Source organism: Streptococcus sp. 2018162 (genome assembly GCF_019754175.1).
Taxonomy (GTDB): domain Bacteria; phylum Bacillota; class Bacilli; order Lactobacillales; family Streptococcaceae; genus Streptococcus; species Streptococcus hashimotonensis.
This window is the reverse complement of the sequence record NZ_JAIJZP010000010.1, coordinates 38,492-57,181: the sequence shown is the minus strand read 5'-3', so window position 1 is coordinate 57,181 and position 18,690 is coordinate 38,492. Positions and strand designations below refer to the sequence as shown.

The following is an 18,690-nucleotide window of genomic DNA, read 5'->3' as shown; positions in this document are numbered from 1 at the left end:
CTTTACGAAAACGTTTGCGTAAAGACAAAGTGGAGATTGTCGAAAGAAAACAGTATAGTGATGTTCTTGATTTTTAAATAAATGAAAGAGAGATGCCTATGAAGTTTTTAAGGAAATTATTGGCAGGGCTTTTGGTTGTTTTTGTAACCTTAGCTAGTGGCTCGCTGGAAACAGTGGCATGGAGTCCTTATACGGACTTTCCTGACCAAAGTTTGCGTGAGTGGCCTACCAAAGACAGCAACTATGTTGCCAGCGCCCTACCTGCCCCTCCTGCTATAGCTAACACTGTAGATATGGCGGATATGTTTCATTATCCACAGCTGATATATACAGGTTCAATATCCGATGATGCTGTTCAGACAGGTAAGTTGGCTAAAAATCGTTCCTATGTCACGGATATTGATACATCCGTAGCCGTCATCACACGTGATGCCAGATGGCAATCAGGGGTTATGTGGAGTTTGGAAGAGAATAAAATTAAGCTCAACGAACCCTTTCAGATGGTTAGTTATGTTTATCTAGGGAACAGAACCCAATATGATAAGAATTTTAATGGTCTCGGTGGTGCGGATGGTATTACCTTCACGATGCACAATGATAGAAAATCCATTGCAGATATGCAAGCGGGGAGTAAGATTGGTTCGGGAGACCTGAGCAATACAGGAATAAATGCCTACGGTGCTCTGGGGAACGGCTTGGGGGTATATGGTTCAAACTTTAGCGCAAACGTCAGCAGTGAAAAAAATAATATGGTTGATTTTTGGCGTGGTGTAGAAAATGGGATTACATTGGAGTTTGATACCTTTTTCAACGATAATGATACTACCCAACATTCAGATAATGACCTGACTTCGATTATCTACAATGAGAACCACAGCAATACGCAGTACGGTCACATTGCCATAAATTTATTAAATGATTTTAAAAATAATCGAGCAAATTACAATAAAGAGCCAGATAAAACAGCTAACAAGCATAAAATAAAGCTTAGTTTGGGATGGGATGGCGAGGTAGCGGATAAGACTAATCCTTACAGTTGGAATATTTCTAACTGGCCAACCAGTAGTTTAGCAGATGGTAGATGGCATCGCCTCGAGGTGACTTGGACACCAGATACTGCTAGTAATACAGGGAATTTGAATTATACGATATACAAGCAAGGTCATGAGGGGTCCCGTAATATCGAATATAGCGACGATCGCTCCAAAGATGGTACGGATGTTATCTCTTATGATGTCGAAATCGGAACAGGTGACTATTCCCTTGAAAAGGTATTTGGTATTTCAGATCTAAATCATACGGTTTACTGGGGCTTCTCAGGGTCGACAGGAGGTTTCCTGAATAATCAGGCCGTTCAGATGGTGCAATTACCAATCTCGTATTACAATGCTGAATTGAGGAAAGAAGATCAGGATGGCAATTTAGTTTCTGATGCTATCTTTGAAATTGAAAAGAAAAATCCTGATACAGGTGAGTGGATTCCTCTGGAATTTTACAACCCAAGGACTGGAAGAACAGTTTCTCAGATTTCTACAGGCTCACACCGATTCTATCAAGGTGTAGTTGGAGAAGAGGGGATTTTGAAACTCTCGCAATTAACAGAAGGGACCTACCGTTGGAAAGAAATAGCAGCTCCTGAGGGCTACCAACTTGATCAGGTATATTATCCAAATGAGGATGGTTTTGTTGTTAATTATGCGGAATCTCTCAAAGAAAATGCCTTTGTTTATACGGCTACAAATAAAAAATTATATCAACTTGAATTAATAAAAACGGATGCAGATACGGGTCAGGCGATAAATGATGTGCCCTTTGTTATTTCAAAGATTGAAAATGACATCTCACATTATCTGAAAATCAAGGCAGATAACACTGGCTTTGATTGGACAAGAATAGAGGGCGAGGCCAAACAATTTCTATCTGGCAAATCCTATTCTATAGGGGCAGATGGCCAAGTCTCTGAGCAAATTGGAGAAGATGGAAAAATCAGCATCCAGTATTTTCCAGATGTACCAAATCTCTTTTGGAAAGAAGTGTCCGTACCGAATGGATACAATTCTAAAACGATTCTGAGTGGAGCGTTTACTACTGTAGCCGATAATAAATACAGCTATATGGCTAGTCAAAGAAATGAACGATTGTTCCAAATCAACTTAGAGAAAAAAGGTAGTGACACCAATGCTGCCTTGCAAGGAGCTGTTTTTGCTTTACAGGAAAAAGTTGGTTCTGAATGGATTCCTGTCAGCTATAGTGGGAAAACAGAATTCACTACGAATCTAGAAGGAAAAATCAGCATTCCAAATCTCGCTGCTGGGCGGTATCGATGGGAGGAAAAACAAGCTCCGGTAGGTTACCAACTTGGTCAGCAATATTATCCAAATGAAGATGGTTTTGTAGTAGCATATCGTGAGGGTCTGGAAGTTGACCAAGTGTATCATAATTATATCTTTGATACAACAACCGTTACGAATCAACCTAGGGATTTTGAGTTATTCTTGGAGAAAAAATCCTCTACATTCCAAAGACCGCTTGAGAATGTTGAATTCAAACTTTATTCAATACGTAATGGAGATACTTTTTCTGGAGAGTTGGCAAGAGTCAGAACAAATTCAGAAGGAAAAATTGTTTTTGGAAAGGATATTCTAAAAGCTGATAAAACCTATTATTTAGTTGAAAGTCAGACGATTGATGGTTTTATACGATTAGAAGGTTACTTTACGATAACCACATCCAAAACAGATGGTATCAATATTACTTATACGAAAGCAGATGGAGAAGAAGATTCGAGGCCGTTTGAATTTACTAGGGCAGACGACACTATCTACAAAGGTACTTTAGCAGTCTATAATAAGCGGAAGTCAATGTTACCCATTACAGGTGGGAATGGGATTGTCCCCTATATCGTCATTGGTGGCAGTCTGACGATTCTTGCTTCACTCTTTTTCATACGAAAGCGATTTGTCAAATGGCTTTTTGTGATCATCATTGCAACAGCAGGGCTTATTGGGCAGAATACTAGGATTTTTGCACAAGAGCAAGGGCAGGTCACCATTGAGGTCAATCGTCTGATTTATCCAGTAACGGATACTCAATACAAATCAGGAAGTCCAGTAGCAGGGGCATACTTGGAAATTGTTGATGTTACGAATGAATTTTACGACCTGGTCCACTTGAAATCCTTATCGAGACTAGAGGTGCAGGAAACATTGAGTAAGGCGCAAAATGTCCAAGGTGAGAAAGTAGGTCAGGCTGTAACGGACGATAAAGGAAAGGCTTATTTTACTGTAGAAAAAATAAGTAGAGACCACCCGGCGGTCTACCTCATCAGGGAAACGGTAACACCTGTTGCAGTCACACCTATGGAGCCGCTTGTAGTAGTATTACCCCTGTTAGATGATCAAGGGAAAGAGCGGTCTCAAATATCGGTTTATCCCAAATCACAGGGAACCTTTACTTTTGATAAAACAATAGATGGAAAGAGGGACAGTTACAGTTTGGGAGAACCCATTCATTACCGTCTGTCTACTATTCTTCCACAAGATATTGTAAACTTAGCAAGTTATGAATTAGAAGATGTTTATGATGTAGGTTTGGAATTTATCAGTGAAAGTCTGAGAGTCTCGATTGATGGACAGGAACAAGCGGGTCTCATAGAGTCAATCAGCCAGTCAGAAAATCGTTTTAAACTATCGTTTGATATTGCAAAACTCACTCAGTTTGGCGGAAAAACACTAGACCTTACCTACAATATGGTTATTACCGATGAAGCTGCAATAGATCAACCATTGATAAATACAGCAACTCTCTATCCTGGAGATCTAACTCCATTAGTTGATAGGGAGCAGGTGATGACAGGCGGTTTTCGATTTATCAAGCAAAAGGCAGGCGGAAACAAGGCTCCCTTAGCCAATGCAAAATTTATTATCAAGCATCCCGCTAATCAAACAATCCTTACCTATAAGGAAGGAAGGTATCAATTTGAAAAGGTAGCCCCTGAGGAAAAGGATGTTGTTCAACTGACTTCCGATGCCCAAGGTCATTTTGAGATAAAGGGATTGAGTTATGGCACCTATCTTCTAAGTGAGATACAAGCGCCATCAGGCTACATCTTAAATGAAAAGCCGATTACATTTACTATCTCTACCTCTACTTTTACGAAAGGGCCGATTTTATCAATATATAATGTTGAAAAACCTCGGATTCAGCTTCCTAAAACAGGGACAGCAACAACATCGTTAGCAGTTATCGGATTATTATGTTTAGTATCATCCATTATGATGAATAGGAGCAGATGCTCGTCTAAAAAGGAGAAATATAATGAAAAAGTTTAAGTTTTTTGCATTACTAGCGACTCTTTTAGTGAGTACGTTTAGCAGTTTACTGACACCGTTTGTGTCGGCTGACGAAACAGAAAAAGTATCAATTACATTGCACAAGGTAAAGGACTATACAGGTACGATTACCAATACAGGTGAAATGCTAGCAGGAGATTTTAACTTTCTTCCTGGAATTACCTTTGATGTTTATGATGTAACGACAGAATATTATGCAGCCTATGATGCCTCTGTTGCGACAAAGTCAGTATCACAGGCGGTAAATGATGCGGTTGCCACTGTTAAAGGAACAGCTGGAGTGGCTCCATCAGGCAAGGTTGCATTTGCAACTCAAACAACAGGTCCAGATGGCAGTACTACATTCAGCCTTAATGCCAAATCTTCTGGCCGTAATGCAGTATATCTTTTTGTAGAACAAGCGAGTGAAGGGGTAACAACTGTTGCTGATAATCTGGTGGTAAGCCTTCCAATCTATAAACAGGGAACAAATGATACGGTATTGACATCCATTCACCTCTATCCAAAGAATATCACAAAAGATACACCGTTTGACAAAGATATTACCAGTCAAAAAAATAGTGCAAAACAAACAGATTTCTCTATTGGACAAACCATTGATTATAAATTAAAAACCACCATCCCAGCAGACATCGCTGCAACCAAATTAGTCGATGGTGTGGCTAAAAAATTGTACAATGTTTTCCAATTTGTAGATAGTTTTGAAACAGACCAACTTGTCTTTATCAATGAACCAGCTACTTACTCAGTAAAAGTGGCAGACGGTCCTGTATTGGTAGCAACTGAGGACTATACTGTAACAGTAGCAGAACAAGGTAGTAAAACCACTGTCACAACGAAATTAACAGAAGTAGGTATTGAAAAATTAGCAAGTCATGCCAATAAAGAAATTGCTTTTAGCTATCAAATGAAGATTCATTCCCTCCAATATATTGATACGGGCATCGTCAATACCGCAAAAGCAATTTTTGGTAACGATGGTACTACAGGTATTAATAAATGGGACAAAGAAACACCAGAAGATTTTGAAACAGTAAAAACAGGTGGTTATAAGTTTAAAAAAGTTGACGTGAACAATGAGGCTAAAACTCTTGAGGGAGCAGAATTCGTCGTTCGCAAAAATACTACTGATTCTGCAGAATACTTCAAAGCAAGTGCCGAGGGTGGTCAATGGGTTACTTCTTATGAAGAAGCAACAAAATATACAACTGATTCAACAGGAATTGTGGATGTAAAAGGTCTCGAATATGGCACCTACCAACTTCAAGAAACAAAAGCTCCAGAGGGCTACGCTTTACCGACTGGTATGGCAGCCTACACTCAATTTGAAGTAACAGCTAATTCTTATACGACTACTACAGGAGCTCCGCATAAACTCGTCAATACACCGAAAGGTTTCCTTCCTTCTACAGGTGGTACAGGAATTGTTCTTTTCGTTGCACTTGGAGCTGTAATGATTGCTCTTGCAGGTACCTATTTTGTGTCTCGTCGTAAAGCAGTATAATGATAATGAACAGGGGAGAATATGGAGCGAACCAAGAAAAATACAAAAAGAAAAATAGTGGATACTGTTATGGGGGTCGTTCTGGCCTGTGGTATTGGCATTCTCTCCTATCCATTCATTAGAAATAGTTTGAATGACTTGATGAACCAACAAATCATTCAACATTACCAGCAGCAAGCAAATCAAAAAAGTACCGAGGAATATCAACAAAAATTAGCCGAAATGGAGGCAAAAAATAAGCAATTTGCCTATCAAAATATATCTCCCGGATTTGATCCTTTCTCCGAAGAGGCCAAAAAAGTTGAAGATTTAAAAACGGTCTATGAAGACCACGTTTTGGGCGTTATTTCTATCCCTAAAATCCAAATCAGATTGCCTATTTTTGACCAAACCAGGGAGGACTTTCTCGCGCGTGGTGCAACCTATTTAGAAGGGACCTCCTTCCCCATCGGTGGAGAATCGACGCACTCGGTTATTTCTGGACATCGTGGCTTGACCGAAGCTAAATTGTTTACAGACTTACCAGACCTGGTTGAAGGGGATAGATTTTATATTGAGCTCAAAGAGTCTGAAATTCATGCCTACCAAGTAGACAAGATTCAAGTTGTTGATCCTAGTGACGTTAGTAGCCTACAGATTGTTGAAGGACAGGATTATGTTACGTTGGTGACTTGCACACCTTATATGGTAAATAGCCACAGGATTTTGGTTAGGGGACATCGTATCCCATACAAAGCGGAGATAATGGAAGCAGAAGTGAAGCAAGTCGCGGACCTTCCAGTCAATTACATACCTCTATTTATTGGAATACCTCTTTCATTTATCTTTTTGGCTATATTGCTAAAGAAATGCTGCGGAAAAATGAAGCCGTCGCGTAAAAGTCATGAGAGAAATTAACCCAGCTTGGCTTCTTTAAATAATGTCTTTAAACTCGTGAAAAACAGTTGACACCCCTGTTTTCATAACATAATCTCCAATTTATGTCTTTCGTCTTCCTTTTGTTACTTAGGGATGATTGTTTTCTTCTTTCCGAATACCGATAATTTTTCTTTATAGAGTAAGAGTAAGCTGAAAGACCCTAGCAAACAGTAACTGGTTTTCACGTGATAAAAGAAACAGAGTGCCTACTCTCCGACAGGAGGTGGGCACTCTGTTTCTTTTTTAAAAGGTGTAATCTTTCAGAATCTCAATAGACTCAATTTTTACATCTGTTTTAGGTTTATCGCTATCATCTGTTTCGACGGAAGCGATTTTATCTACGATGTCCATCCCTTCGATGACTTGACCAAATACGGTATGCTTGCCATCTAAGTTTGGGTTGCCTCCGTTTTTATAAGCATCGATGATTTTACCAGGATAGCTAGAACTAGAAAGTTGGCTAGACATGTCTGTTGTATTTTGATTGATGAAAAACTGACTTCCATTTGTTCCTGCACCAGCATTTGCCATAGAAAGTGAGCCACGAATGTTATAAAGGAAAGCTGAAATCTCGTCTTTAAAACCACTTCCAGCATCGATAGTAGTATCTTTTCCGGCCCAGATAGACTCTCCACCAGTACCATTTCCAAGAGGATCTCCACCTTGAATCATGAAGTCCTTGATGACACGATGGAAGATCGTTCCATTATAGTATCCTTCCTTGGCATGAGTCAGAAAGTTTTCCACAGTTAGCGGTGCTTGTTCAGGGAAAAGTTTAATAGTAATATCCCCTTCGGTTGTTTTTATTTTAACAGCAGCCTCATTTTCACCAATTTCATTGGAAAGTTGGGGGAATGTAGCTTTAGGATTGTTAATGGCGTATGCCAAATCTTTGGCATATTGGCTAGAAGCAGTTGTGTCAGCTGTCGTAGTCGAGCTTGAACTAGAGCTAGATGCTGTAGAAGATGAGCTATTAGCTGTCGAGTTGTTTGTGCAGGCAGTTAGCAAGATGCTCGAAGCCAGAGCAAGAGCTAGTATTTTTTTCATTGAAAATCCTTTCTTGTCTTGTTCAAAATTATGCTCATTCTACCATGAAATATGGATTTTTTCAATTTTTATCTAGTATAAAAAGTGTATCTAATTCAACAATATGATATACTATATTCACAAATGTAAAAAGGAGAATAGTGATGTTTGAGAACTTGTTTGGCCCAGATGGAAGCCTAGTATGGCATACGGTCCTTTTCTACAGTTTTTCTGCAATCATATTAGCGACGGTTTGTTTCCATATTATTAAAAATTTTATGGAATGGCACCATAACAATCAGGCCCCAAAAGAATCCTACAGGGCCAAGCTTGTCTCAAAACGAACTCATGTTTTTGGTAATGAAGTAGCACGAACCAATTATTATGTAACGTTTGAATGGGAGGGAAGACGGCAGGAGTTCCGTGTACGCTCGGACGAGTATGCCCTCTTGGCAGAGGGAGATGTAGGCAACCTGCATTTTCAGGGGACTCGCTTCCTAGGTTTTGAACGGCTCTAAGAGTCGTTTTTCTTTTGAAAATATCCCTACATAGTGTATAATGGTCTAAACAGATATTCGTACAACACAAAAGAGGTATTTAAAATGATTCAATCAATCGGACAGGTTATGCTGTATGTCAATAATCCTGAAGCAGCTGCAAAATTCTGGAATGAAAAAGTTGGCTTTGAGCGTGTAGAACGCCAAGAACAAGGTCCGCAAGTTTCTTATGTTATCGCGCCAAAAGTAGATAGCGATGTTCAATTTGTTCTTCATGATAAGGCAGCAGTTGCTGAAATGCATCCAGAGATGTTTCTTGGTATTCCATCCATCTTGATGGCATCTGCAGATGTTGAAAAAACCTACCAAGAATTTATCGAACGCGGTGTCAATGCCAACCCAGTTATGGATCTTGGATTTATGAAAACTTTCAACTTTAGCGACGAAGAAGGCAACTATTACGCAGTACAAGAGGTAAAATAAATGTCAATTCAGAATCGGATTGAAGAAATGTACAAAGACCATGAGGTCAAGCCCTATATTTCCCCTGAACGTGACCTGGCAGCCTGGCTTTTGGAGGCCAAGCCCGTTCCCAAACGCAATATGATTCGGCTAGAAGAAGGTCTGCTGGCAGGGGACATTATCCTCCTCTGGCGTGTCAATTTTGGCACTTTTACAACTACGACGCCCTATTCCAAGTATTTTGAGTACATTTACGGCATCAACGGACCTGCCCATATGGAAAAGTTGTTGGCGGAAGGCTATGTTTATTTAGAGTCAGCCTTTGATTCGCTGGACCACATTACCTCCACTGCCAAGAAGAATATCCTCAAGGCAGAAGGCGTGACCGGTCTGTCCAAGATGAAGGCGGCCGACCTCGACACTGCCCTCAAGGACCACTTGACAGAAGAAAAACTAGCTCCTTATTTTACTGTCCGTGGCTATGCCCTGACGGAAAAAGGCAGAGCTGCTCTGGAAAATCACCCAGAAGTCATTGACAAACACCCAAAGAAGAAGATGTAGACTGGCAAGGCTGGTCTATTTTTTCTTGACAGAAAACGTTATCAATGGTATTCTAATATAAAATATTGAAACGTTTCAAAAACGAAATAGAAAGGAGCAAACAATGGAAGAGCAAAAATCAATTACTATGAAAGATGTAGCAAGACTAGCTGGTGTCAGTGTTGGTACGGTTTCTCGAGTTATTAATAAGGAGCCTGGTATTAAGGAAAGCACACTTGAAAAAGTTCAGACTGCCATTCAGGAATTAAATTACATTCCAGATGTTTATGCACGTGGGATGAAAAAGAACAGGACGGAAACCATTGCCTTAATTATTCCTACGGTCTGGCATCCATTTTTTGGAGAGTTTGCCTATCATGTCGAAGTAGCTTTAAGTAAGAAGAATTACAAGCTCTTGCTCTGCAATATCTCAGGACCCAAACGGGAACTGGATTACCTAACCATGCTCCAGCAAAATAAGGTGGATGGCATTATTGCAATTACCTACAGTCCCATTGACGATTACCTATCGTCCAATATTCCTTTTGTAAGTATCGACCGCACCTATGAAAATAAGGCTATTCCTTGTGTCAGTTCGGACAACCAAGCTGGTGCGGAACTGGCAGCGGATACCTTGATTGCAAAAGGAGGTCGCCATTTTGCCTTTATCGGTGGGCACAATAAAACCATCAATGAAACCAAAAAGCGTCGATTGTACTTTGAAAAGCGGATTGTAGAAGCAGGTTTTCCTTGTCAGGTCTTGGACTTGGAAGAGCCATATGATGACTTTGTCGGCCAAGTCGAAGAGTTTCTGATTAACAATCCACAGGTTGATGCCATTTTCACCATCAATGATTTTGTAGCCCTAGACACACTTGCTGTCTTGGAAAAACTGGGACGACGGGTTCCAGAAGATGTGCAGGTGATCGGCTATGATGGTATTCAGTTGGCAAGCGAACGTTCTTTAGAACTTTCCACCATTCGTCAGCCTCTAGAGGCTATGGCCCAAGAAGCAGTTGCCTGTCTAGTCGATGTCATCGAGAAAAGAGAGCGTCCCCTCCAAGTTACGTTACCAATTTCTTATGTGGACGGAAAAACTACAAAAAATTTTTAAAAAAGTAGTTGACAGAAAACGGTTACAATGATAAAATAAAATCATCAATAAACAGTTGGTTTTATTTTTACAAGAAAAATGAAACGTTTCAAAAAAGAGGTTCACATCCTCTTTCTAAAATCAATAAATTTGAAACGTTTCAAAAAGGAGTTCTTATGAAAACATCAAAACTGCAACAAGCTGGGCTCTTGGATCGAATCAAGCAACAGAAACTCTTGTTACTGATGTTACTACCAGGCTTGGTCTTGACTTTCATCTTCCGTTACATCCCCATGTACGGGGTCTTGATTGCCTTTAAAGATTATAATCCTTTAAAAGGGGTGCTTGGTAGTGAGTGGATTGGGTTTGAAGAGTTTACCAAGTTTCTCTCTTCTCCAAATTTCGGCACATTACTTGCCAACACCTTGAAATTGAGCGTCTACGGTCTACTACTAGGATTTCTCCCACCCATTATTTTGGCAATCATGCTCAACCAACTATTGAGTGATAAGGCTAAAAAACGGATTCAGTTAGTGCTGTATGCTCCAAACTTTATCTCAGTCGTTGTCATTGTTGGTATGATTTTCCTCTTCTTCTCAGTAGGAGGGCCAGTCAACTCAATCCTTAGTCTATTTGGTATTGAGGCCAACTTCCTGACAGACCCAGACTTCTTCAGACCGCTCTATATCTTAAGTGGTATCTGGCAGGGAATGGGCTGGGCATCAACACTCTACACGGCTACCTTGGTCAATGTTGATCCGGCCTTAATTGAAGCGGCTAAACTAGACGGTGCCAATATCTTCCAACGAATCTGGCACATTGACTTGCCTGCATTGAAACCAGTCATGGTCATTCAATTTATCCTGGCAGCTGGGGGCATCATGAACGTTGGTTATGAAAAAGCCTTCTTGATGCAGACCTCCCTCAACCTAACCAGTTCTGAAATCATTTCAACCTATGTCTATAAAATCGGTTTGGTGTCAGGTGACTACTCTTATTCAACAGCGGTTGGTTTATTTAACGCACTTATCAATATTATCCTGCTGATTGCAGTCAATAAGATTGTCCAACGCATTAACGACGGACAAGGCTTATAGGAGGTTCGTATGAATACACAAATGTACACAAAATTTGACAAGCGAATGCTGATTGTCAATAAAATCTTGCTGGCATTTCTTGTTCTCATAACAGTTGTGCCTATGGCTTACATTTTAGTAGCTTCCTTCATGGACCCACAGGCCTTGGTCAGCAAGGGAATTAGCTTTGATCCAAAGGACTGGACAGTAGAAGGCTACCAACGGGTATTTTCAGACAAGTCTATCCTACGTGGATTTTTCAACTCCCTCTTTTATTCCTTCTCCTTTGCCTTTGTGACCGTAGCCATTTCGGTCATGACTGCCTATCCCCTTTCTAAGAAGGATTTGGTCGGGAAAAAATGGATTAATGCCTTCCTCGTCTTCACCATGTTCTTCGGAGGTGGACTTGTTCCGACCTATCTCTTGGTCAAAGATTTGGGAATGCTGAACACCGTTTGGGCCATTATTATCCCTGGTGCAGTCAATGTTTGGAATATCATCTTGGCACGGACCTATTTCCAAGGCTTACCAGATGAGTTGGTAGAAGCAGCGGTAATGGACGGGGCCAATGAATTTCAGATTTTCTGGAAAATCATGATTCCGTTGGCAAAACCAATTATGTTTGTCCTCTTCCTCTATGCCTTTGTCGGTCAATGGAATTCTTACTTTGACGCCATGATTTACATTAAGGATCCAGACTTGGAACCACTCCAACTCGTGCTACGTAAAATCCTCATTCAGAGTGAGCCTGCCAAGGATATGATTGGTGCCCAGGCTGCTATGAATGAAATGAAACGAATCGCAGAAATGATCAAGTATGCGACTATTGTCATCTCTAGCTTGCCACTCATTGTCATGTATCCATTCTTCCAGAAATACTTTGATAAGGGTATAATGGCTGGTTCATTAAAAGGTTAATAATACTCTTCGAAAATCAAAATCAGACGTTGTTGACTTGATTTGATGAGTGAAAAGATCCAGTGGATCTTTTCAGCCTGTTCCTTGAAATATAAAAGGAACAGAGTTCTATCTGCGTGAGTAGAAACGAACTACGTTCGCTCTATCTCTAACCTCCAAAGGTTCCCCAAACCTTTGGAGCTAGTCTGTTTTTGATTTTCATTGAGTATAAGTATCAATTATTTTTAAGAAAACAAAATAGGAGGTTGTTTCTGATGAAACACAAATTTGGAAAAACAGTTGTTACGCTTCTTGCAAGTACCGTTTTATTGGCTGCTTGTGGTTCAAAAAATACCGCATCAAGCCCTGATTATGAATTAAAGGATGTTCAGTTTCCTTTGGAAAAATCAGTTACGCTTAAGTTTATGACTGCAAGTTCGCCCTTAGCTCCAGCAGATCCGAATGAAAAATTAATTTTCAAGCGATTAGAAGAGGAAACAGGCGTTCATATTGACTGGACAAATTATCAGTCAGACTTTGGTGAAAAACGGAACTTAGATATTGCTTCAGGTGATTTGCCAGATGCTATTCATAATGACGGGGCTTCTGATGTGGAATTGATGAACTGGGCTAAGCAAGGGGTCATCGTACCAGTTGAAGACTTGATTGATGAGCATATGCCAAACCTCAAGAAAATTCTTGATGAGAACCCAGAATACCGTTCAATGATTACGGCTCCAGACGGCCATATCTACTCATTCCCATGGATTGAAGAGTTGGGGGAAGGTAAGGAATCAATTCACACCGTTAACGATATCGCTTGGATTAACAAAGAGTGGTTGAACAAACTCGGTCTTGAAATGCCAAAAACAACGGACGACTTGATTAAGGTCCTTGAAGCCTTCAAGACCAAGGATCCAAACGGAAACGGCAAGGCGGATGAAATTCCAATGGGCTTCATCAATGGTGGAGGAAATGAGGACTTCAAAATTCTTTTTGGTGCATTCGGTGTCGGTGATAATGATGACCACTTAGTTGTCAGCAATGACGGAACTGTTGACTTCACAGCGGACAATGAAGACTATAAAGAAGGTGTTGAATTTATGCGTACCCTTCAAGAAAAAGGTCTTCTAGATCCTGAAGCGTTCGAACAAGATTGGAACACTTACATCTCTAAAGGAAGTGAAAATCTCTACGGTGTTTACTTTACTTGGGATAAGGCAAATGTGACAGGTATGAACGATACCTATGACATCTTGCCAGTCTTGGCGGGTCCTGATGGAACCAAGCACATTACTCGTACAAACGGTATGGGCTTCCAACGTGACCGCATGGTCATCACATCAGCCAATAAAAACTTGGAATTAACTGCCAAGTGGATTGATGCCCAATACGCTCCGCTCCAATCTGTTCAAAATAACTGGGGTACCTATGGTGATGAAAACCAACAAAACATCTTCGAATACGATGAAGCTACAGATAGCTTGAAACATTTGCCGTTGAACGGTACTGCACCGGGTGAATTGCGTCAGAAGACAGAAGTTGGTGGACCGCTTGCAATTCTTGATGAATACTATGGAACTGTGACAACCATGCCAGACGATGCTAAATGGCGTTTGGACTTGATGCACGAAACCTATCTTGACTATGTGACAAATGACGATATCTACCCTCGTGTCTTCATGGAACAAGAAGATTTGGATAAGATTGCTCAAGTTGAAGCAGATATGAACGATTTCATCTACCGCAAACGTGCAGAATGGATTGTCAACGGCGGTATCGAAGAAGAATGGGATAGCTATTTGAAAGAATTGGAAAGCTACGGTCTGTCTGACTGGTTAGCTATCAAGCAAAAATACTACGATCAGTACAAAGAAAATCAGTAATCAAAAAGGAGGCTGCCTGTGAAAACAGTTGAAAAAGCCAATGCATATATTCAAACAGAAAAAGTAACCCTTGATCCGACTTTTAGACCAGAACGTCATTTCGTTCCAGAAATTGGCTGGATCAATGACCCAAATGGATTTGTCTATTTCAAAGGAGAATACCACCTCTTTTATCAATTCAATCCCTATGAAAGTGTTTGGGGACCAATGCATTGGGGCCACGCCAAAAGTAAGGACTTGGTCAACTGGGAACATCTCCCAGTTGCCCTGGCTCCAGACAAGGACTACGATAAGGATGGCTGTTTCTCGGGCTCTGCTATTGTCAAAGAAGATACCCTCTGGCTCATGTACACGGGCAACATCGTCAATGAAGATGGCTCTGTCAGACAGGTGCAGAACATGGCCTATTCGACAGACGGTATTCATTTTGAAAAAATCGCTCAGAACCCTGTCGCAACGGAGGAACTTCTACCAGAAGAAGTCATCGCCAATGACTTCCGTGATCCAAAGATTTTCGAGAAAGATGGTCGCTATTACTCCGTTGTAGCGACCAAGCATAAAGACGGTGTCGGCTGTATTGTCCTACTAGGTTCTGACGATTTGCTGGACTGGCAATTTGAGTCTATCTTCTTAAAAGGCCAAGCCCACCAAGGTCACGTTTGGGAATGTCCTGATTACTTTGAAGTAGATGGTCAAGAATACCTGATTGTTTCGCCGATGCGCTATCAAAAAGAAGACAATGACTTTGTCAATATCAATTCCAATATCTTTGTGACTGGTCATGTGGACTGGGACAAGAAAGTCTTTGTGGCAGATTCCTTCAAGGAAATCGACCATGGGCATGATTTCTATGCAGCTCAAACGACTGAAGGTCCAGAAGGGGAGCGTGTCATGATAGCCTGGATGCATACCTGGGGTCGTCCGCTTGTAACCAATGACCTTGGGCACAAGTGGTATGGTCAAATGACCCTGCCTCGTCTGCTCAAGCAAGGTGAGAATGGACTCAAACAGGTCTTGTCAGCAAGTATCTTGAACAGCTTTGACGACATGGAGATTGGTCAAGTTATTCAAGGACCAAGTAAGCTCTCTCTCAAACTGGACGATAGTCTAGACTTGAAACTGGGAGCAGACCAAGACTATCTTCAATTTGGCTATGATAGAGCCAAACAAGAAGTCTACATTGACCGCAGCTCTCTCAAGATCCAGCAAGCTGGTGAAGAGGAATGGTCAACCGTTCGACGAGCGGTCACGGTTCAAGCAACAGAGCTAGAGGTCTTGGTTGACACCAACTGTTTGGAAATCTTTATTAACGATGGTCAAGAAACCTTGACATCAACCTTCTACGTAGAAGGTCAGATTATTCTAAACGCTCTATAATATTATTTGCCCTCTTAAATTATTCTTTCACTCCAAAAGAAACCCTGTATTTGCAGGGTTTTTTCTATCATGAAAATTCTTCCCAATTATGATAAAATAAAGAGATTGAGAAAGTTGAGGTATCTATGAGAAAGACAAGTAAAAAAGGAAAGGCTACGAGGCGCCCAACCAAGGCAGAATTAGCACAGCAAGAACGTGTTAAAAATATTACTCTTCGAGTATTGGGGCTTTTGTTCATTGCCTTTGCAGCCAGTCGCTTAGGTGTGTTTGGCGTGACCAGCTACAATATTTTCCGGCTATTATTTGGTAGTCTGGCCTATCTATTATTGGCGGGTGCATTTATCTACCTTCTTATTCCCAAAGTCTTACGCGAAAGAGAAGGGACCATATCGGGCTTCTGGCTGATTGTTATCGGGTTATTAATTGAATTTCAGGCTCATTTAGACTGGACCTATCAAGGGAGTGACCTATTCGGTCATACTCTAAAATTGGCCTTGTCAGACCTAGCTAAGTTTCAGGTAACAGCATTTCTAGGCGGAGGGATGATTGGAAGTATCTTCTATCTGCCAGTCTCCTTCCTCTTTGCAAATGTCGGTTCTTTCTTCATCGGTCTTCTAGTGATAGCATTTGGTATCTTTTTTGTAAGCCCATGGTCTGTTTATGATGTTGCCGATGGCTTGGCGGTTGCCAAAGATAAGTTGGCGGAGACGCAGGTAAAAAGAGCAGAGCTTCGAACACAGAAGAAAGCAGAACGAGAAGAAAAACGTCAGCAAGAATTAGCTCGTCTAGAAGAGGAACGCCTTCGTCTAGAGGAAGAGGAAGAGTCAGCTCGGGCTTTGGCACTGGTAGATAGACATGTCGATTTAGAAACGGGTGAAATCCTAGAAGAAGAGCCTGTTCAAGTACCGATTATTTCAGAATATGACCACTTAGACATAGAAGATGAATTTCCTATTATGTTGGCAGAAGATGACCAACCAGCACAATCAAACTCGTCAAGCCAGGATTCTGAAACAAATGAGTTTGAGAAGGACGAGATAGATGTGCAAATTGATTTCAAGCCTAAGCAGAGACTAGCATATAAACTTCCGTCCATAGACTTATTTGCTCCTATAAAAGCTAAGAGTCAGTCCAATGAAAAACGGATTGTTCGCCAGAATATTAAAGTTTTAGAAGACACCTTTGCCAGTTTTGGAATCAAGGTGGTGGTTGAGCGTGCTGAGATTGGACCATCGGTAACCAAGTATGAGGTCAAACCAGCAGTCGGTGTCCGAGTCAATCGGATTTCTAACCTAGCTGATGATTTGGCTCTCGCTCTTGCGGCTAAAGATGTCCGTATTGAAGCTCCTATCCCAGGAAAATCTCTGGTCGGTATTGAAGTTCCAAACTCCGAAGTGGCTACAGTACCTTTCCGTGAGCTCTGGGAACAATCTAAAACAGACCCAGACAAGCTTCTGGAAATTCCTCTCGGTAAGGCTGTCAATGGCTCCGTCCGTTCCTTTAACCTAGCACGTATGCCCCACCTATTGGTGGCTGGTTCAACTGGTTCAGGGAAGTCTGTTGCTGTCAACGGTATCATCTCTTCAATTCTCATGAAAGCTGGTCCAGACCAAGTTAAGTTCATGATGATTGACCCCAAAATGGTCGAATTATCGGTCTATAATGATATTCCCCACCTATTGATTCCCGTTGTGACCAACCCACGCAAGGCTGCTCGAGCTCTTCAAAAAGTAGTGGATGAAATGGAGAAACGCTATGAGTTGTTTAGCCAGATTGGTGTCCGAAACTTAGAAGGTTATAATGCGAAGGTCGAAGAATTTAATAGCCGTTCAGAAGAAAAACAGATTCCACTTCCTCTCATTGTGGTCATCGTAGATGAGTTGGCAGACTTGATGATGGTAGCCAGCAAGGAGGTGGAAGATGCCATTATTCGCTTGGGACAGAAGGCTCGTGCGGCAGGTATCCACATGATTCTTGCTACCCAGCGACCATCTGTTGATGTTATTTCAGGTTTGATTAAAGCCAATGTACCATCTCGTATCGCCTTTGCCGTATCAAGCGGTACAGACAGTCGGACGATTCTAGATGAAAACGGTGCTGAAAAACTCTTGGGCCGCGGTGACATGCTCTTTAAACCGATTGATGAAAACCATCCAGTCCGCTTGCAAGGTTCCTTTATATCCGATGATGATGTAGAAGCAATAGTTGGCTTTATCAAGGATCAGGCAGATGCAGATTATGATGAATCCTTTGATCCTGGTGAAGTGGCAGAAGGTGATGGCGATGCAGGTTTTGGTGATGCTGGAGGAGATCCGCTTTTCAACGAAGCACGTGCCTTGGTAGTTGAGACACAAAAAGCCAGCGCCTCTATGATTCAACGACGCTTGTCTGTTGGTTTTAACAGGGCAACACGCCTCATGGAAGAGCTAGAAGCAGCGGGTGTCATTGGTCCAGCTGAAGGAACAAAACCTAGAAAGGTATTGGAAACACAATAATGAAATTTGATGCAGTTCATCATATTGCAATTATCGGTAGTGACTATGACAAAACAAGAGAATTTTATGTTGAAAAACTAGGCTTTGAACAGGTGGATGAACATATTCGCCCAGAGAAAAATGATATTCTCTTCAATGTCAAAAAAGGCAATCTGATCTTGGAAATCTTCATCAAACCAGATGCTCCGCTGAGACCAGCCATGCCTCATCCTGAACATACAGGTCTACGCCATCTAGCCTTCCAGGTTGCAGATGTGGAAGCCTGTCTGGAAGAGTTTGACCGTCTGGACATCCGACATGAAGTCCTGCGAACAGATGATTTTGATGGTAAAAAAATGGCCTTCTTCTTTGATCCAGATGGCCTCCCTCTAGAAATTCATGAATAAGTCCATCTTTTCATGTCCAGAGAGGCCTATCAATATGACAACTAAATAATATTCTTAGAAAATCAAAATCATACGCTGTTGACTTGATTTGATGAAGGTCAGTTCTATCTATAGTCATTTGAATTAACTTTGATACATCGTCACTTTCGGCTTGCCGTACTCTGTAGAAGTGACTTGCTTT

The 18,690-nt window shown here is 41.2% G+C and carries 14 protein-coding genes; 13 read left to right on the top strand and 1 reads right to left on the bottom strand.

Annotated features, from left to right (window positions below):
- Nucleotides 1–98: 98 nt before the first annotated feature.
- The 3 genes from K5Q22_RS08205 to K5Q22_RS08195 are packed head-to-tail and all read left to right on the top strand — an operon-like array spanning nucleotide 99 to nucleotide 6,753.
- Nucleotides 99–4,331, top strand: coding sequence for a SpaH/EbpB family LPXTG-anchored major pilin (locus K5Q22_RS08205; protein ID WP_205014384.1), 4,233 nt, complete (start codon nucleotides 99–101; stop codon nucleotides 4,329–4,331).
- Nucleotides 4,318–5,856 carry a SpaH/EbpB family LPXTG-anchored major pilin gene (locus K5Q22_RS08200; RefSeq protein ID WP_205014383.1) on the top strand — a complete coding sequence of 513 codons (1,539 nt, stop codon included), beginning with the start codon at nucleotides 4,318–4,320 and terminating at the stop codon, nucleotides 5,854–5,856. Before K5Q22_RS08205 ends, K5Q22_RS08200 begins: the two co-directional genes overlap by 14 nt.
- A gap of 21 nt (nucleotides 5,857–5,877) precedes the next feature.
- On the top strand, nucleotides 5,878–6,753 hold the full coding sequence (locus tag K5Q22_RS08195; RefSeq protein ID WP_136628142.1) for a class C sortase: 876 nt from the start codon (nucleotides 5,878–5,880) through the stop codon (nucleotides 6,751–6,753).
- Between the two features lie 264 nt (nucleotides 6,754–7,017).
- Here the strand turns inward: K5Q22_RS08195 and K5Q22_RS08190 are convergent, their stop codons facing one another.
- Nucleotides 7,018–7,821 (bottom strand): peptidylprolyl isomerase, encoded by an 804-nt coding sequence (locus K5Q22_RS08190; protein ID WP_205014382.1) that lies wholly within the window; start codon nucleotides 7,819–7,821, stop codon nucleotides 7,018–7,020.
- Nucleotides 7,822–7,964: 143 nt separating this feature from the next.
- Here K5Q22_RS08190 and K5Q22_RS08185 point away from each other — a divergent pair, with 143 nt between their 5' ends.
- The 10 genes from K5Q22_RS08185 (at nucleotide 7,965) to K5Q22_RS08140 (ending at nucleotide 18,509) form a co-directional block, all read left to right on the top strand.
- Nucleotides 7,965–8,318, top strand: a complete 354-nt coding sequence (locus K5Q22_RS08185; RefSeq protein WP_044683780.1) for a DUF2500 domain-containing protein — start codon at nucleotides 7,965–7,967, stop codon at nucleotides 8,316–8,318.
- 84 nt (nucleotides 8,319–8,402) lie between these two features.
- Nucleotides 8,403–8,780 carry a VOC family protein gene (locus K5Q22_RS08180; protein ID WP_024407510.1) on the top strand — a complete coding sequence of 126 codons (378 nt, stop codon included), beginning with the start codon at nucleotides 8,403–8,405 and terminating at the stop codon, nucleotides 8,778–8,780.
- Nucleotides 8,781–9,320: a hypothetical protein gene (locus tag K5Q22_RS08175; protein ID WP_174854217.1), complete on the top strand. Its 540-nt coding sequence runs from the start codon at nucleotides 8,781–8,783 to the stop codon at nucleotides 9,318–9,320.
- A gap of 103 nt (nucleotides 9,321–9,423) precedes the next feature.
- A complete protein-coding gene (locus K5Q22_RS08170) occupies nucleotides 9,424–10,413 on the top strand; it encodes a LacI family DNA-binding transcriptional regulator (RefSeq protein ID WP_205014381.1) in 990 nt (329 codons plus the stop codon).
- A gap of 155 nt (nucleotides 10,414–10,568) precedes the next feature.
- Complete coding sequence (locus K5Q22_RS08165) at nucleotides 10,569–11,489, top strand: sugar ABC transporter permease (protein ID WP_074391520.1); 921 nt, start codon at nucleotides 10,569–10,571, stop codon at nucleotides 11,487–11,489.
- 9 nt (nucleotides 11,490–11,498) lie between these two features.
- Nucleotides 11,499–12,386 carry a carbohydrate ABC transporter permease gene (locus tag K5Q22_RS08160; protein ID WP_029171889.1) on the top strand — a complete coding sequence of 296 codons (888 nt, stop codon included), beginning with the start codon at nucleotides 11,499–11,501 and terminating at the stop codon, nucleotides 12,384–12,386.
- 254 nt (nucleotides 12,387–12,640) lie between these two features.
- The gene (locus tag K5Q22_RS08155) at nucleotides 12,641–14,251 is read left to right on the top strand and encodes an ABC transporter substrate-binding protein (protein WP_205014380.1); all 1,611 of its coding nucleotides are present in this window, start codon (nucleotides 12,641–12,643) and stop codon (nucleotides 14,249–14,251) included.
- 18 nt (nucleotides 14,252–14,269) lie between these two features.
- Nucleotides 14,270–15,628, top strand: coding sequence for a glycoside hydrolase family 32 protein (locus K5Q22_RS08150; protein WP_205014379.1), 1,359 nt, complete (start codon nucleotides 14,270–14,272; stop codon nucleotides 15,626–15,628).
- A gap of 125 nt (nucleotides 15,629–15,753) precedes the next feature.
- Nucleotides 15,754–18,123 carry a DNA translocase FtsK gene (locus K5Q22_RS08145; protein ID WP_205014378.1) on the top strand — a complete coding sequence of 790 codons (2,370 nt, stop codon included), beginning with the start codon at nucleotides 15,754–15,756 and terminating at the stop codon, nucleotides 18,121–18,123.
- On the top strand, nucleotides 18,123–18,509 hold the full coding sequence (locus K5Q22_RS08140; protein ID WP_105151183.1) for a VOC family protein: 387 nt from the start codon (nucleotides 18,123–18,125) through the stop codon (nucleotides 18,507–18,509). Before K5Q22_RS08145 ends, K5Q22_RS08140 begins: the two co-directional genes overlap by 1 nt.
- The last annotated feature ends 181 nt before the right edge of the window (nucleotides 18,510–18,690 follow it).

Bases quoted from the DNA above. Each gene is read 5' to 3' on its own strand.
- K5Q22_RS08205 (WP_205014384.1), top strand. From the start codon at position 99: ATGAAGTTTTTAAGGAAATTATTGGCAGGGCTTTTGGTTGTTTTTGTA.
- K5Q22_RS08200 (WP_205014383.1), top strand. From the start codon at position 4,318: ATGAAAAAGTTTAAGTTTTTTGCATTACTAGCGACTCTTTTAGTGAGT.
- K5Q22_RS08195 (WP_136628142.1), top strand. From the start codon at position 5,878: ATGGAGCGAACCAAGAAAAATACAAAAAGAAAAATAGTGGATACTGTT.
- K5Q22_RS08190 (WP_205014382.1), bottom strand. From the start codon at position 7,821: ATGAAAAAAATACTAGCTCTTGCTCTGGCTTCGAGCATCTTGCTAACT.
- K5Q22_RS08185 (WP_044683780.1), top strand. From the start codon at position 7,965: ATGTTTGAGAACTTGTTTGGCCCAGATGGAAGCCTAGTATGGCATACG.
- K5Q22_RS08180 (WP_024407510.1), top strand. From the start codon at position 8,403: ATGATTCAATCAATCGGACAGGTTATGCTGTATGTCAATAATCCTGAA.
- K5Q22_RS08175 (WP_174854217.1), top strand. From the start codon at position 8,781: ATGTCAATTCAGAATCGGATTGAAGAAATGTACAAAGACCATGAGGTC.
- K5Q22_RS08170 (WP_205014381.1), top strand. From the start codon at position 9,424: ATGGAAGAGCAAAAATCAATTACTATGAAAGATGTAGCAAGACTAGCT.
- K5Q22_RS08165 (WP_074391520.1), top strand. From the start codon at position 10,569: ATGAAAACATCAAAACTGCAACAAGCTGGGCTCTTGGATCGAATCAAG.
- K5Q22_RS08160 (WP_029171889.1), top strand. From the start codon at position 11,499: ATGAATACACAAATGTACACAAAATTTGACAAGCGAATGCTGATTGTC.
- K5Q22_RS08155 (WP_205014380.1), top strand. From the start codon at position 12,641: ATGAAACACAAATTTGGAAAAACAGTTGTTACGCTTCTTGCAAGTACC.
- K5Q22_RS08145 (WP_205014378.1), top strand. From the start codon at position 15,754: ATGAGAAAGACAAGTAAAAAAGGAAAGGCTACGAGGCGCCCAACCAAG.
- K5Q22_RS08140 (WP_105151183.1), top strand. From the start codon at position 18,123: ATGAAATTTGATGCAGTTCATCATATTGCAATTATCGGTAGTGACTAT.